The following is a 14,676-nucleotide window of genomic DNA, read 5'->3' on the forward strand; positions in this document are numbered from 1 at the left end:
ATGTCGCACCCCATCGTCTCGCCTGTGCTGTTCGGTGCGCACGCCCTGCCCACCGGGCTGGCCGAACATCATGCCCGCGCCGGCAACCATCTGCGCCTGCACCATCATCCGCTGCTCGGCCTGCCGGTGGCGCCTTTCGTGATCGAACGCGCGGTGGTGCAGGGCACCAAGATGCTCAAGCGGCGCAACACCGCTTTTTTCTATGCTGGCGATACCGAACTGATCCCGCCGTTCAATGTGGTGCCTGGCATGGTCGTGAAGGCGCGCATTGCGATTGGCCCCAGCGAAACCTGTATCTGGGCCCAGTTGAACGCCGCGCCGGCGCGCGAGCCGCCGCAGGGCGTGATCCGCGATGATCTGCCCATCCGTTTCGCCGTGTCGCCCCGATTGCGGCGCGAACTGCCGATCCGGCGCGGCGATCTGCCGGTTTTCGGCGGGCGCACCCGCGGCGGCGTGCAGCCCGCTGCCGCGCCGGCGGGCCTGCGGGTGTCGGCCTATATCAGCGCGGCCAGCGGCCCGGCGCTGATCGGCCGGCGCTCACAGCCGCGTTATGCCTTTTCCGGCCCCGGCCTGATCGAGCTGCGCATCGAAGGCGAAGGGCTGGTGCGCGGGCTGGAATGGATCGAAGCCAAAGACAATCAACGCCTGCCCTGGGAGCCATTCACCGTGTTGGCGCTGCCGCACAAGGGCGGCGCGCGCTACATGGGGATCACCGATCCGGAGGATGTCGCGCAAGCCCGAGTCAGGGCGCAGGCTCCCAAGCGACGGCCGTTGCAGGATGCGCTGGGGGCGCCGGCACCGGGCAGCGCGCCGCTGTTCACCGACAGCGAAGAGCAGGGCCGCGTCGCCTCGCTCTGCATCCAGCTCGCCGCCGATCTCGATCCGCTGATCAACGATGTCAGCCTGCCGCAACTGGCGCAGCAGACGCAGGACAAGATCATCGATGCCACCGGCAAGGTCGTCGGCACCGCCGCGCAGCTGCGCATCCAGCGGGTGTTCCAGCATCAGAGCGACCCCGGCGCCGCCACCTATCTTGGGTACAAGGCGCTGGATGACCGGTGGGAGACGCACGACGACAGCCTCGTCTTTTACCGCACCAACGGCTTCTTCCGGGATTTTCCCGTGCCGGCTGCCAAAGATCGGCCGTTTTCGGAAATCCTGTTCGACCTGATGGTCCTCGCCATCCCGCTGGACGGCCGCAGCATCGGCCGGGATCAACTGCACGAAATCGTCAGCACGGGCGTCGGCAAGGCCGGTTTCAAGCTGGAGCCGGGCAGCAACGACCGTCTGGATGATGTCCGTGAATATATCGCGATCAGCTGCATGGCAGTCGCCGATCGCGGCGCCCCGCTCGATCCGGTCGATCCGCCGGCCATCTTCAAGGCCGACCATCAGGATTGGCTGCCGACCAATGGCGCGCCGATCCGGTCGATCGATGTCGGCATCAGTGGTGTCATGGTCGCGGGGCTGGTCGCCGCCCAGAAACGCACGCCGCCGGCCGGCGCCGGCAGCTTTGCCGCGATCAATCGAAGCAACGCCAGCGGTTGGCACGTGCCGATCATCTTGGGGCTAGGTGTCGATGTGTCGGGCAGCCCGGCGCCGCCGCCAGGCACCGGCACCATCACCGATGATCGCGCCGATGCCGGGCCGATCCGCTATCTGGTGGCGCAGCAGGACCGGTTCGGCCGCTTTTCAGACTGGACGGGGCAAAATGCCGTCGCCGGACCGCGCCCCAAGCCGCCGCGCCCCGATGTGACCGCTTATTACACCCCGGTGCCGGTCGCCAATGCCGCCAGCGTCGGCGGCCCGGTGTTGATCCATGTGCCGGTGCCCGATGCCGCCACCCTGGCCCCCGCCAGCTTTCCGCTCGACCGCGTGCGGCTGGAACTCCGCGATCAGCGCTTTGGCAGCATCACCACCATCGAGCCGGCAGTGGCCGGCAAGGTCGCCATCCCCACTCAGCCCGGCATGTTCCGCATTGATGTCACCCACACCGGCCCGATCCTCGATGCCATGGAGGAACGCTATCTGCGCATCACGGCGACCTGGATCGACAGCGCCGGCCAGCTTTCCACCCCGTCCGAACCCTTCCTGCTGCGTCTGCGTGATCTGCGCCCGCCGCCGCAGATCAGCGTGCCGGCGCAGTTGCAATACAGCGCCCGCCCCGATGTCACCGGCCTCGCCTGGATCGAACATCGCTGGGTCCCGCAACCCGGCCAGGCGCGTTACGGCGTCTATTATTCCGATGAAAACCGCCTGACCGCGCATATCAGGTCGTTGGGTCGCAATGACATTCTCACGGCGCTGGCCAATGCCGCCGATGCCGCCGCGCGTGCTTCGGTGTGGCGCACCCATCAGGCGTTGCTGCCCGACCATCTGTTTGAAAAGCTGGAGAATGTCATCCGCGATACCGGCGCCGGCCCCAGCGCTGGCAAGGCCTTCCGCCACGCCGTGTCGGGCAGCCTGCGCCTCCTGAGCGTCTACAAGATCGCCGCCGAAACAGCGTCGGGCGCCAAGCCGCCGCTCGGCAGCCTGCCGATCATCCTTTATGGTGTGCCCAACGCCGATCCGCCGCCGCGGCCGCTGGTGTCGGTGCGCCCCGCACACGCGCAGACCGGCGAGCATGATATTGTCGCCGAAGTCACCATCCGTCTCGCACCAGGCGCCACGGCCGGCGAAACCTGGCGCTTGCGGCGCACGGCCACGGCCGGCGGCAATCCGCTGGCCATGCCCATCGTCACCACCGGCGCCTTCGGCCCGGTTGATCCGAACAGCGGTGAACAGATCGCGATCGTGCGCGACGATGGCCCGCTGGTCATTGCCGACACCGCCCGGCTGAAGCCGTGGTTCCGCTATGCTTGGGTGGCCGAGGCCCAGGGCCAACCGGAAAGCGGATCGGTGGCCGCCGGCACGCCGGTGCCCGGCCTGTGGAGTGCCGCGTCCAACGCCGTCAGCCTGATCATCGTGCCACCCGCCGCGCCGCCGGCCGCCACCATCACGGCGATCACCGGCACCGTAGCGGCTGGCGGCCTCAGCAATGTCAGCTTGAGCATCAGCCACCCCGGCCCGCTGCAAGGCGGCGAAATAGGCAGCTTCACGGTGCGGCTGATCCGCCGGCTGCCCGGCGGCCTGCCGACCATCATCCTGGAAGAACCCATAGCGGTGGCCGGGAATTTCATGCTGGCCGGCACCAGCACCGGCGAGATCGCGCCGGACAACACCGAATACAGCATCATCCTCATCGATCCGATCGGCCGGTCCAGCCCGGTCGCGTCGGCCACGCTCGAACTGGTATAGGCCATGGTCAATCTCGTGCCCGCACCATCCGATCTCCACCTGGCCTCACCAGCGCTGGGGCCGTGGTTTCGACATGCATTCGACACGCCGCCCACCCTGCCGCTGCCCGACGGCGATCTCGCCATCCCGCTCACCCTGTCGGTCGATATGGAATGGCGCGCGCCGGCCGGGGCCCTGCGCCGCTATCTGTTTGCCAGCAGCCCGCGCCCGGCGGCGCTGGCACCGCTGCGCGCCGAGAACGGCACCCCGGCCTTTGCCGATGGCAATTTGGTCGTGCTGCTCACCCTGCTGCCGGAGGTGGAGGCCAGGCTGGCAACGCTGGCCGCGCCGCTGCCATCGCCGGATGGCCAGCCGCTGGCTGCCGGGGCCAGCGCGCGGCCGCGCGTGCGCCACTTCGCGCTGGAGATTCCGGCGAACAAGGCCGGCACCATGGCCGCCATCGAACAATTGCGCGCGGCCAATTTCGATACGACGCCGCCGGGCTTTGATCCGGCGCGGTTCCTGGGCCTGTCCCCCGGCACCCCGCCCAGCAACGGCACCCAGCCAGTCACCGAATTGTGCCGCCCTGAAACCGGCTCCGCCATAGCGCTGCAAAACCGCACCGGGGCGCCCTTGTCGGTGCGGCTCTGGTGTTTCGATCATCGCGGCCGCGCGCTCGATGCTGGCGCCGTCGCCACCTGGTGGGCGCGGATGGCCGCCGCCGGCACCTGGAGCAATCTCTGGGCGTCCAGCACCGCCGCCAATCAGCGCACCGCGACTGTCAACACCGGGCGCGTGGTTGCGCTGGTCAATGCCCATGAAGGCCCGCTCGACTCCGCCAGCCGCGCCCGCCTGAACCTCAGCGATCTCACCCAGGTCAGCGGTTCGACCGCGCTCTATACCATTGGCGCGGCCCCCATTATCGCGCTCTCCGCCGCTGCGTCTGCCGATACCGACATTCTCGCCATCCCGCGCCTCGCACTGCTGCCCGGCGGCACCTATGCCGCGCCCGCCACCGCGACGCCTTTTGCCGGCTGGACGGACGCTGCTTGGCCCGCCGCCTTCGATCGGGATTTCGCCCGAGTCGCCCTGATCGACATCGAAAGCCACCTGGTCGGCCGCACCCGCGCCCACGCTGCCCAAGCCAACCCGCGCCTGCGCGTCACTGCGGCGCGCAACACCGCGCCAAATCCGGTTTTGACCAACACCGACGCGGTCGCGGCACGCGCCATGGCCACGCTCGCCGCCGGGGCCGCCAGCCTGATGAGCCCGGTGCTCGATGCTGATTGGGGTGCCACCACGCCGCCGGCCAGCTTCGGCGCTGGCCCGCTGCCCGCCAGCCTGGTCTTCACGCCCCGCGCGCTGGCCGGCGAAGGCAGCGCCAGCGGTGGCGGCGGCTCGGTCGCGGACCAGACCATCGTGCTGCATTTCGAAGCGGGCGATCTGCCGCCGAACAGCTGGATCCGGGTGTGGACGCACGGCATCGATACCGCCACCGGCCGCCGCGTGCGCCAGACCGGCGGCAGCGCCATCGCCGACAATCTTGGTGAAGCCTTCGTCATCCTGCCGTTGCCCGACGGCCAGGCCAGCGCGTCCCTGTCGGCAGATGCGCTGGTCGTCATCGATGGAGGCTCGCGCTATTTCGCCGATCTGCGCTTTGACCGGCCGGCGCTGCTGGCCGGCGCCCGCGTCTCCCGCGCCGCGCCCGCCGGCGCCAGCTTCATCAACACCAGCCGTGGCCAGCCGTTCGTGATCGGCGGCAGCGGCTGGCGTTCCGGCGATCGCGTGCTGGCCGATACCGCCGGCACGCTGGCGCTGCTCGATCCCGCCACCCTTATCGCGGCCGACATGGATGCCGCTACGCTGCCAGTGGCGGTGGCCGCTGGGGACACGCTGATCATCACCCAGCCGGCCTTTGGCCAGACGCCGGAAGGCACGCTCACAACCGTCCCGGCGGGCGCCACCCTGGTGCGCCGCACCCGCGATTCCCTTACCCGCGTCGACGGCTGGGGCCAGCCCGTGCCCAGCCAGGAACGGCGGGAGCTTGCGGTGCGCGACGCCACCGGCACTGCCGTCATCGGCGGCACGCCCGGCCTGTCCAGCCTGCACCAGGCGCCGCCGGCGCAGCTTGGCCATCCCGGCATCCCGGCCGGCAGCGACGTTCATGGCACCGGCCTCGCCATCGCCGGCCCCGCCGCCGACCGCCTGCGCCTGCTGATGATCGAGCGGCAGGCAACGTCGATCCTTGGCTATGTGCCGCTGGCTGGCCGGCCCTTCACGGCCACCGCCGATCCCGGCACGGCGGGCGCGTGGACGGCCATCCTGGAAACCACCACCCACGGCATGCACGGCGATGATGCCATCCGCGACTTGCTCAACAACGGCCGCGTTTTCACCCCCGGCGCGAGCTGGAGCAGCCTGAAAACCGATCTCGAAACCGCATCGGGCCAGGATCTGGATGCCGTGATCGATACGGCCAATTTCGATGATGATCTGGCCGCGGCGGCGCTGGACCGGCTGATCGTGAAGACCCGCGACGGTGCACAGGAATTTGCCACTGCCGCGCTGGCGGCCATCGCCCGCGCCGAAGATCTGATCTACTTGGAAACCCCGGCGCTCGATGCGCAAAGCGGCCCCAATGCGCTGATCACGGCGCTCACCGCCCGGCTGACGGTGCGGCCCGGCCTGGTGGTGATCCTGATGGTGCCACAGCGCTTCCTGCCCGGCCAGACCGCCAAGCTGGAGGCCATTCGCAAGGCCGGCATCGGCGCGGCGCTGGCCGCATTGCAGGCCGCTGCGCCGGCGCGGGTCGTACTGCTCTCCCCCACCGCTGGCCCTGGCCGCAGCCTGCATCTGGGCACCACCACCTTGATCGTCGATGATGCCGTATTGATCACCGGCAGCGCCCATGGCTGGCGGCGCGGTCTCAGCTTTGACAGCGCCTTGTCGGCTGCACTGTTCGATGAAGCGATCGTAGACGGCCGCCCCGCGGCGGTGCGCGCTGCCCGGCTGACGCTGCTTGGCCAGGCGCTCGGCCTGCCCGCCGGCAACACGCCGGAAGACCCGGCGGACGCGGTGCGCGCCCTGCGCCGCCTGAACGAACGCGGCGGCAAGAGCCGGGTCAACCCCGCCGCCTATCCCGCCGTGGCCGACCCGACATCCCAGGCCGACCACGACATCTGGAACCCGGATGGCCGGCCCGGCCTTGTGCCGGATTGGCACATCTTCCTCGCTGCACTCACCGGCCCGGCCGCAACGGAATTCAACAACGCCATTCGCTAGAGTCGATTGCAGATTGATGGAAACGCCCTTGCTCCCTCCCTTCAAGGGAGGGCGACTCGGCGCCAGCCGAGCAGCCTGCCCCGGACTTGATCCGGGGGGGTGGGTGATCCCGCTCGTGCCCACGGACAACACCCACGTGCCTCGCCTGCGGCTCGTCTCTCGCCCTCCCTTGAAGGGAGGGAGCTTTGTCGCTGCAACCCAAACGCAATCGACTCTAAACGCGCAACAGTTGCTTGCCGAAATTCTTGCCTTCGAACAGGCGCCGCAGCGTCGCCGGGCAATTTTCGAAACCGTGCGCCACATCCTCGGCGGTCTTCAGCTTGCCGTCAGCCATCAGCTTGGACAAGGCCGCCACGCCCTCGCCATAGCGCTTGGCGAAATCCAGCACGATGAAGCCTTCCATGCGCCCGCGCATCACGGTGAGGTTCATGTAATTGCGCAAGCCAGGGGTGCGATCCTCGGCAGTGTCGTTATAACTGGAAATGCCGCCGCACAGCACGACGCGCGCATTCAGCGCCAGATTGGCCAATGCCGCATCGAGGATTTCGCCGCCGACATTTTCGAACACCACATTGACGCCTTTCGGCGCATGTTCGCGGATCTGGCGGCCGACGCCGCCGGCGCGATAATCGATGCAGGCATCAGCACCGGCCTGTTCCACCACCCAGGCGCATTTTTCCGCGCCGCCGGCGATGCCGATGACCTTGCAACCCAACGCCTTGGCCACCTGCACCACCACACTGCCGGTGGCGCCAGCCGCACCCGAGACCAGAACGGTATCGCCAGCATTGGGCTTGCCGATCTCGGTCAGGCCGAACCAGGCGGTCAGCCCCGTCACGCCGAACACGCCCAGCGCCTGTTCCGGCGTGATGCCAGCGCGCAATTTCGTCACCGGCCCGGTTTCGGTCATGCCATCGCTCAGCGCATGTTCCTGCCAGCCGAAGGTGCCCTGTACGATATCGCCCACGGCAAACTTGGGATGGCGGCTTTCGATCACCTCCCCAATCCCGCCAGCCCGCACCACCCCACCAATCGGCACGGCCGGCAGATAGGTATCGCCGCCCAGCCAGCCGCGCTGGGTGGGGTCGAAGCTGAAATGGGTGAGGCGAACAAGGAACTGCCCGTCGCCGACTTCGGGCAGGGGCATGGTGACAAGATCGAAATCACTGTCCTGCAAGGCGCCATGCGGGCGGGATTTCAGCAGCCATTTGCGCGTGGTGGTCATGTGTGTCTCCCTTGGATTTTGCGACACCATGCCCACCCCCAGCCCCTCCCGCAAGCGGGAGGGGAGCAGATTGGCGCAATCGTGAGCGCGTTCACCACCAGCCTACACGGCTCCCCTCCCGCAAGCGGGAGGGGCTGGGGGTGGGAAAATGCCTATTTGAACAGGCTCCCCAAAATCCCGCGCACCAGGCTCTTGCCCACACTGCCGGCCAATTGCCGGCCAATGCTGCGCGCGGCCGACGTCGTTGCCGCGGCGATGGCCTTTTCAGTGGCGCTGGGCCGCGCGGCGGCGCGGGCCCGCGCTGCCTCCAGCCGGGCCGCCTCGCGTTCCCGCTGCGCCGCCAGCCGCGCCGCTTCCTTGGCCGCCTGCGCCTCCAGCTTGGCCTCTTCCTTGGCGGCCTGCGCATCGAGCTTGGCCTGCAACGCCGCCTGCTTCTCTGCTTGCGCCTGCGCCGCGCTGTCCTCGCGCTTCATCACCAGGAGCTCGGCGGCGGATTCGCGGTCGATCAACTCATCATATTTGCCGGCGAACGGTGAGGCATTGATCACGTCCATGCGCTCGCCCGTCGTGATCGGCCCGACCCGGCTGCGCGGCGGGCCGACGCGGGTGCGCTCCACCGGCGACGGCGCGCCATCGGGCATCAAAGTCGAAACCAGCGCCTCGCCCACCTTCATCTCGGTGATGACGCGCGCCACATCCAGCCGCGGATTGGGCCGAAACGTCTCGCTCGCCGATTTGATCGCCCTTTGGTCGCGCGGGGTGAAGGCCCTGAGCGCGTGCTGCACGCGATTGCCCAGCTGCCCGGCCACCTTCTCCGGAATATCGATGGGGTTCTGGCTGATGAAATAGACGCCAACGCCTTTTGATCGGATCAGCCGCACCACCTGCTCCACCTTGTCGAGCAGCGCATCGGGTGCCTCGTCGAACAGCAGGTGGGCTTCGTCAAAGAAGAACACCAGCTTGGGCTTGTCGGGATCGCCGATCTCGGGGAGCGTTTCGAACAGTTCGGACAGCAGCCAGAGCAGGAAGGTCGCATAGAGCCGGGGCGACTGCATCAACTTGTCGGCGGCGAGGATGTTAACCCGGCCATGCCCGCGCCCATCCAGCGCGATGAAATCGGCGATATCCAGCGCCGGTTCGCCGAAAAATGCCGCGCCGCCCTGGGTTTCCAGTTGCAGCAACTGACGCTGGATCGAACCGACGCTGGCCTTGGTGACATTGCCGTACTTGCTCGAAAGCGCGCCGGCATTGTCAGACACCCAAGCCAGCATCGCCTGCAGATCTTCCAGATCGAGCAGCAGCATGTCGTTTTCATCGGCATATTTGAAGGCGATGGTCAGCACGCCTTCCTGCGTCTCGTTCAGGCCCATCAGCCGCGCCAGCAGCAGCGGCCCCATTTCGGAAATCGTGGTGCGGATCGGGTGGCCCTGTTGGCCGAACAAATCCCAGAACACCACCGGGCAGGCGGCATAATCATAATCGTCCATCTTCAATTCGGCGGCGCGCTTGCCGGTCCACCCGGCGGCCTCGCTGCCGGCCTTGGCCATGCCGGCGATGTCGCCCTTCACATCGGCCAGGAACACCGGCACGCCGGCGCGGCTGAAGCCTTCGGCCAGGCCCTGCAGGGTCACCGTCTTGCCGGTGCCGGTGGCCCCCGCAATCAAGCCGTGGCGATTGGCGCGTTTCAGCACCAGCACCTGTGGCACATCTTCGTCACTCAGGCCGATGAACAATGAATCCGTCACGCGTCTCTCCCCTGCGGCGAAGTTTCAGCTTGGGCCGCCCGAAACGTCCAGCCGAAAAACATCAGGCCGGGCATAATGGCCGGCCGCGTCGAAATCAAAACGCGCGCGCACCACATCGGCCAGATCGACCTCGGCTGTGATCAACCCTTCGCCGCCGCGCACTGGCCCGGCCAGCACGTCGCCCAGCGGCGAGACGATCAGGCTGCCGCCAGCAATCATCGGGGCAAAATCAGGCCGGTCACGCAGGGTGATCGGTTCGTCCAGAGCTGTCTGGCCCGGCGGCACCCACTGGCAGGCACTCACCACGAAACATCGGCTTTCCAGTGCGATATGGCGCATGGTGATTTCCCATTGCGGCCGTTCATCGACGGTCGGTGCGGCCCATAGTGTCACGCCCTGGCCATAGAGCGCGGTGCGCAGCAGCGGCATGTAATTTTCCCAGCAGATCGGCGCGCCGATGCGCCCGATGGGTGAGTCAAAGCTGCGCACGTCTGCCGCGCCGCCCTGCCCCCACACCAGCCGTTCGGCGGCGGTCGGCATCAATTTGCGGCGATGGCCGGCGAATTGGCCATCGGGCGTGAAATGCAGCGCCGCGCATTGCAATGTCGCGCCTTCGCGCACGATCGCGCCGGCGATCAGGGTGGTGCCGATGCTGCCGGCCAGGTCCGCCAGCGCCGCCACTTCCGGCCCATCCAGTTCCACCGCCTGCTCCCAATAGCGCCGGAACGCATCGCGGCCACGATTGGTGCGATAGCCGAGCCGCACGCCGAAATCCTGGCCCTTGGGATAGCCGCCCAACAACGCCTCGGGCAGCACCAGCAGATCGGGCCGCGCGTCGACCAATTCGCTGCGCCGCGCCATCAGCGCGTCCAGCGTTTCCGCCGTGGTCGCCCGGCTGCCGATTTGCAGCGCCGCGAGCCGCGCCGTGCCGGTGGGGATGCTCATGTCGTGCCCTCCAATTGCGCCATTGCCCAGGCCGCCGCGTCGGCCACCACAGCATCATCGCTGAAAAGATGCGCCGCCACCGCCAGCCGCAACGTCGCATCGCCACTGTTGCCCGCCGCATAAAGGCAATTGCGGATGAAGCGATTGACCCCGATGCGCTTGATGGCGCTGCCCGAAAACAATGCGCGGAATGCTGCATCGTCAAGCGCCAGCAAGTCCGCCAGCTTCGGCGCGGTCAGTTCGCTGCGCGGCATGAACGCCGGCTCCTCGGTGGCTTTCGCAAAGCGGTTCCACGGGCAGACACTCAGGCAATCATCACAGCCATAGATGCGGTTGGCCATCGGCGCGCGAAACTCCAGCGGGATCGGGCCGGCGTGTTCGATGGTCAGATAGGCCAGACAGCGCCGCGCATCGAGGCGGTAGGGCGATGGGAAGGCATCGGTCGGGCAGGCGGTCTGGCAGCGGGTGCAACTGCCGCAGCGGTCGGCATGCGGCGCATCCAATGGCAGATCGAGCGTCGTATAAATCGCGCCCAGAAACAGCCAGCTGCCGTGATCGCGGCTCACCAGATTGGTGTGCTTGCCCTGCCAGCCCAGCCCGGCGGCGGCGGCCAGCGGCTTTTCCATCACCGGCGCGGTATCGACGAAGACCTTCAGTTCCGAAGGCGCGGCCGCCACCAGCCAGCGCGCCAGCGCCTTCAGCCGTTTCTTGATCAGATCATGATAGTCGCGGTTCCAGGCATAGACGCTGATCACGCCGGTATCGCCCACCCCCGCCAGCCGCAGCGGATCGAGCGCCGGCGCATAGCTGGTGCCCAGCATGATGACGCTGCGCACCGCCGGCCACAGGCCCTGCGGCGACGCGCGTTCATCGGCGCGGCTTTCCATCCAGATCATCTCGCCGTGGCAGCCATCGGCCAGCCATTGCCGCAATCGCGCCCCGGCCTGCGGCACAGCGTCAGCGCTGCACACGCCCAGCGCGGCAAAGCCCAGCCGCTCAGCTTCGCTGCGCAGTGCAGAGACCAATCCCCCCGCGGCGGACGCCGCGATCAATCGAGTGTGTTCAGCCACCCCGTCACCATGGCGCCGACCTGTTGTTCCAGTTCGCCCCAGAACAGCCAGTGCGGCGCTTGCGGGATTTCCTGATAATCCACCCGGCCGGGCAATTGTCGCGCGGTGGCGCGCGCAATGCCGGGCGGCGTGGTGCGATCCTGGCTGCCCACGACCACCAGCGCCGGCTGCGTAAGCCGGGCATAATCCACCCGCGTGACGTTGCCGAACAGCGGCGGCAATGCGATTTCGGCCAGCACGCGCCCTGAATCCCACACCAAGGCCGCGGTTTCGGCCGCCGTCACCGCATCGGGCACGCCGTTGAAACAACCCCAGCGCGCGCCGGCTTCATCGAACAGCGTCGGCTTTTCCCACCAGCCCCATTTTGTCACGACATTCTTCATGGTGCGCAGCGGATCGATGCTGGCCGCCTGGGCATTGGCCGCCGCGGCCGGCGACAGCAGCACCAGGCCGGCGTGCGGCACCCGCAGCGCCAGCAACTGCGCCAGCAGGCTGCCCATCGAATGGCCGAGGATCACCGGCGGGCGGCCAAGGGCGGCGGCTTCGGTGGCGAGATAATCGACGTAAGAGGTGATCGACAGCGTGCCGAGCTCAGGCGGCGGCGGCAGGCTGGCCGGGCGGTCGTGCCAAGGCAGCGCCGGCGCATGCGTCGCGTGCCCGGCTGCCTCCAGCACCGGACGCAGCCGCGAAAATGTGGCCGGGGTGGACCACATGCCGTGGATGAGCAGGATCGGCGGCTTCAACACACCACGCCGGTGGCGGCGAGCACGCCCAGCGTGACGATATCGCCGGCCGAACTGTTCATCGGCACGATCTGCACCGGCTTCGACATGTTGACCAACATGGGCCCGACCACCCGCAGATTGGCGACTTCCTTGATCAATTTCGCCGCGATGTTGGCGCTGTGCAGGCCGGGCATGATCAGCACATTGGCCGGGCCGGACAGGCGGCTGAACGGATATTGCGCCCGCATCGCCGGATTGAGCGCCACATCGGCCGACATTTCGCCTTCATATTCGAACCCGACCTGGCGCTGATCGAGCAACTCGATGGCACCGCGCAGATTGTCGACAAACTCGCCGCGCGGGTTGCCGAAATTGCTGTAGCTGAGGAAGGCGACACGCGGTTCCTGGCCGAGCCGGCGGGCGACGGCGGCGGTTTCGATGGCGATGGTCGCCAGCGTCTGTGCTGTCGGCCGTTCAGTGACGGTGGTATCGGCGATGAAGATCGTCTGCTGCTTGCCGACCAGCATGTGGATGCCGAACGGGCGGCAACCGGGCAACGGATCGATCACCTGGCGCACCTGGCGATAGGTGGTGGCAAAATTGCGCGTCACGCCGGTCAGCATCAGATCGGCTTCGCCCATCGCCACCAGCAGCGCGCCGAACACGTTGCGCTCGTGATTGACCATGCGCTGCACATCTCGGTGCAGCATGCCGCGGCGCTGCACACGTTCGTACAGATAATCGACCATCGCCGGCACCAGCGGCGAAATCGCGCTGTTGTGGATCTCGAAGCTGTCGGGATCATCAACCCCCAGCCGCACCAGCCCTTCGCGCACCGGGCCTTCGCGGCCAACCAGCACCGGCGTGCCGTAACCGCTGTTGCGCCAGTTCACGGCGGCGCGCAGCACGACATCCTGTTCGGCTTCGGCAAACACCGCCCGCCTTGGCCGGCTTTGGGCGTTTTCGATGGCGCCTTGCAGGATCGACGTGGTGGGATTCAGCCGCCCGCGCAGTTCCTGGCGATAGGCGTCCTCATCGAAAAACGGCTTGCGCGCCACGCCCGATGCCATTGCTGCCTTGGCGACTGCGGTGGGGATATGTTCGATCAGGCGCGGATCGAACGGCGCCGGTATGATATATTCCGGGCCGAAATTGCGCGCCTTGCCGCCATAGGCTGCCGCCACTTCATCGGGCACCGGCATGCGCGCCAGGCTGGCGATGGCGTTGGCCGCTGCCAGCTTCATGTCCTCGTTGATCGCGGTCGCCCGCACATCCAGTGCGCCGCGGAACAGATAGGGGAAGCACAGGACATTGTTGACCTGGTTGGGATAATCGCTGCGCCCGGTCGCGACGATGGCATCGCTGCGGACCTTCGCCACATCTTCCGGCGTGATTTCCGGATCCGGGTTGGCCATGGCAAAGATGATCGGATTGGGCGCCATCGCCGCCACCATCGCCTCGCTCACCGCGCCCTTTTTGGACAGGCCCAGGAACACGTCTGCGCCTTGCATCGCCTCTTCCAGGCTGCGCGCCTCCGTTACCGCCGCATGCGCGGATTTCCACTGGTTCATGCCCTTCTGGCGCCCAACGTAAATCACGCCTTCGGTGTCACACATCAGGACATTCTTGACACCATAGGCCTTGATCAATTCGGTGCAGGCGATGGCGGCCGCGCCAGCGCCGTTCACCACCATCTTCACATCTTCCGGCCGCCGCCCGGTCAGGTGCAGGGCGTTGATCATGCCAGCTGCGGCGACAATCGCGGTGCCGTGCTGATCATCGTGAAAGACCGGGATGTTCATCCGTTCCTTCAGCGTGGTTTCGATGATGAAGCATTCCGGCGCCTTGATATCCTCAAGGTTGATGCCGCCGAACGACGGCTCCAGCAGCTCGACGCAGGCGATGAACTTGTCGACATCCTCGGTGGCAACTTCCAGATCAATGCTGTCAATATCGGCAAAGCGCTTGAACAGCACGGCCTTGCCTTCCATCACCGGCTTCGAGGCGAGGGCACCCAGATTGCCCAGGCCCAGGATGGCGGTGCCGTTGGAGATCACCGCGACCAGATTGCCCTTGATCGTATAATCATAGGCCGCATCGGGATCGGCGGCGATGGCGCGCACGGGCGCTGCCACACCAGGCGAATAGGCGAGGCTGAGGTCACGCTGCGTCGCCATCGGCTTTGACGCCACGATGTCGATCTTCCCGGCCTTGCCGGTGCGGTGATAGATCAGCGCCTCGCGGTCACCGAAATCCTGATCGCTGCCTGTGTCGTTCTTGCTGCTCATCGCCCACGCCCGCTCAAAACCCCGTCACCCCAGCGATAGGATTGCGGCAGCAAAGGGGCAAGCGCAAATGCCGCCCCGGCGGACGGCGCCCCTTCACGACATCGGCCCCCCGCGCTATCC

General features: G+C 67.3%; 8 protein-coding genes. 2 read left to right on the plus strand and 6 right to left on the minus strand.

The window, feature by feature from the left end:
• Both AC6UUM_RS13090 and AC6UUM_RS13095 read left to right on the plus strand, forming a co-directional pair.
• Window positions 1-3,297 (plus strand): hypothetical protein, encoded by a 3,297-nt coding sequence (locus tag AC6UUM_RS13090; protein WP_500802713.1) that lies wholly within the window; start codon window positions 1-3, stop codon window positions 3,295-3,297.
• 3 nt (window positions 3,298-3,300) lie between these two features.
• Window positions 3,301-6,558, plus strand: coding sequence for a hypothetical protein (locus tag AC6UUM_RS13095; RefSeq protein ID WP_500802714.1), 3,258 nt, complete (start codon window positions 3,301-3,303; stop codon window positions 6,556-6,558).
• Window positions 6,559-6,772: 214 nt separating this feature from the next.
• Here the strand turns inward: AC6UUM_RS13095 and AC6UUM_RS13100 are convergent, their stop codons facing one another.
• The 6 genes from AC6UUM_RS13100 to AC6UUM_RS13125 form a co-directional block, all read right to left on the minus strand.
• Entirely contained in the window at window positions 6,773-7,783 is a 1,011-nt protein-coding gene (locus AC6UUM_RS13100; RefSeq protein ID WP_500802715.1) for an NADP-dependent oxidoreductase, read from the minus strand.
• A 152-nt stretch (window positions 7,784-7,935) separates the two neighbouring features.
• Window positions 7,936-9,528 (minus strand): helicase HerA-like domain-containing protein, encoded by a 1,593-nt coding sequence (locus AC6UUM_RS13105; protein WP_500802716.1) that lies wholly within the window; start codon window positions 9,526-9,528, stop codon window positions 7,936-7,938.
• A gap of 24 nt (window positions 9,529-9,552) precedes the next feature.
• Complete coding sequence (locus AC6UUM_RS13110; RefSeq protein ID WP_500802717.1) at window positions 9,553-10,473, minus strand: carbon-nitrogen hydrolase family protein; 921 nt, start codon at window positions 10,471-10,473, stop codon at window positions 9,553-9,555.
• Window positions 10,470-11,522, minus strand: coding sequence for a tRNA epoxyqueuosine(34) reductase QueG (gene queG / locus AC6UUM_RS13115; RefSeq protein WP_500804972.1), 1,053 nt, complete (start codon window positions 11,520-11,522; stop codon window positions 10,470-10,472). Before queG ends, AC6UUM_RS13110 begins: the two co-directional genes overlap by 4 nt.
• Window positions 11,522-12,286, minus strand: coding sequence for an alpha/beta hydrolase (locus tag AC6UUM_RS13120; RefSeq protein ID WP_500802718.1), 765 nt, complete (start codon window positions 12,284-12,286; stop codon window positions 11,522-11,524). The genes queG and AC6UUM_RS13120 overlap by 1 nt, the downstream gene beginning before the upstream one ends.
• Window positions 12,283-14,556, minus strand: coding sequence for an NADP-dependent malic enzyme (locus tag AC6UUM_RS13125; RefSeq protein ID WP_500802719.1), 2,274 nt, complete (start codon window positions 14,554-14,556; stop codon window positions 12,283-12,285). Before AC6UUM_RS13125 ends, AC6UUM_RS13120 begins: the two co-directional genes overlap by 4 nt.
• Window positions 14,557-14,676 lie beyond the last annotated feature (120 nt).

The sequence above is a fragment of the Sandarakinorhabdus sp. genome (assembly GCF_987265915.1).

What these genes read in the sequence shown, in the direction of transcription:
- AC6UUM_RS13090 (WP_500802713.1), top strand. Translation starts at nt 1, where the DNA reads ATGTCGCACCCCATCGTCTCGCCTGTGCTGTTCGGTGCGCACGCCCTG.
- AC6UUM_RS13125 (WP_500802719.1), bottom strand. Translation starts at nt 14,556, where the DNA reads ATGAGCAGCAAGAACGACACAGGCAGCGATCAGGATTTCGGTGACCGC.
- AC6UUM_RS13110 (WP_500802717.1), bottom strand. Translation starts at nt 10,473, where the DNA reads ATGAGCATCCCCACCGGCACGGCGCGGCTCGCGGCGCTGCAAATCGGC.
- AC6UUM_RS13100 (WP_500802715.1), bottom strand. Translation starts at nt 7,783, where the DNA reads ATGACCACCACGCGCAAATGGCTGCTGAAATCCCGCCCGCATGGCGCC.
- AC6UUM_RS13095 (WP_500802714.1), top strand. Translation starts at nt 3,301, where the DNA reads ATGGTCAATCTCGTGCCCGCACCATCCGATCTCCACCTGGCCTCACCA.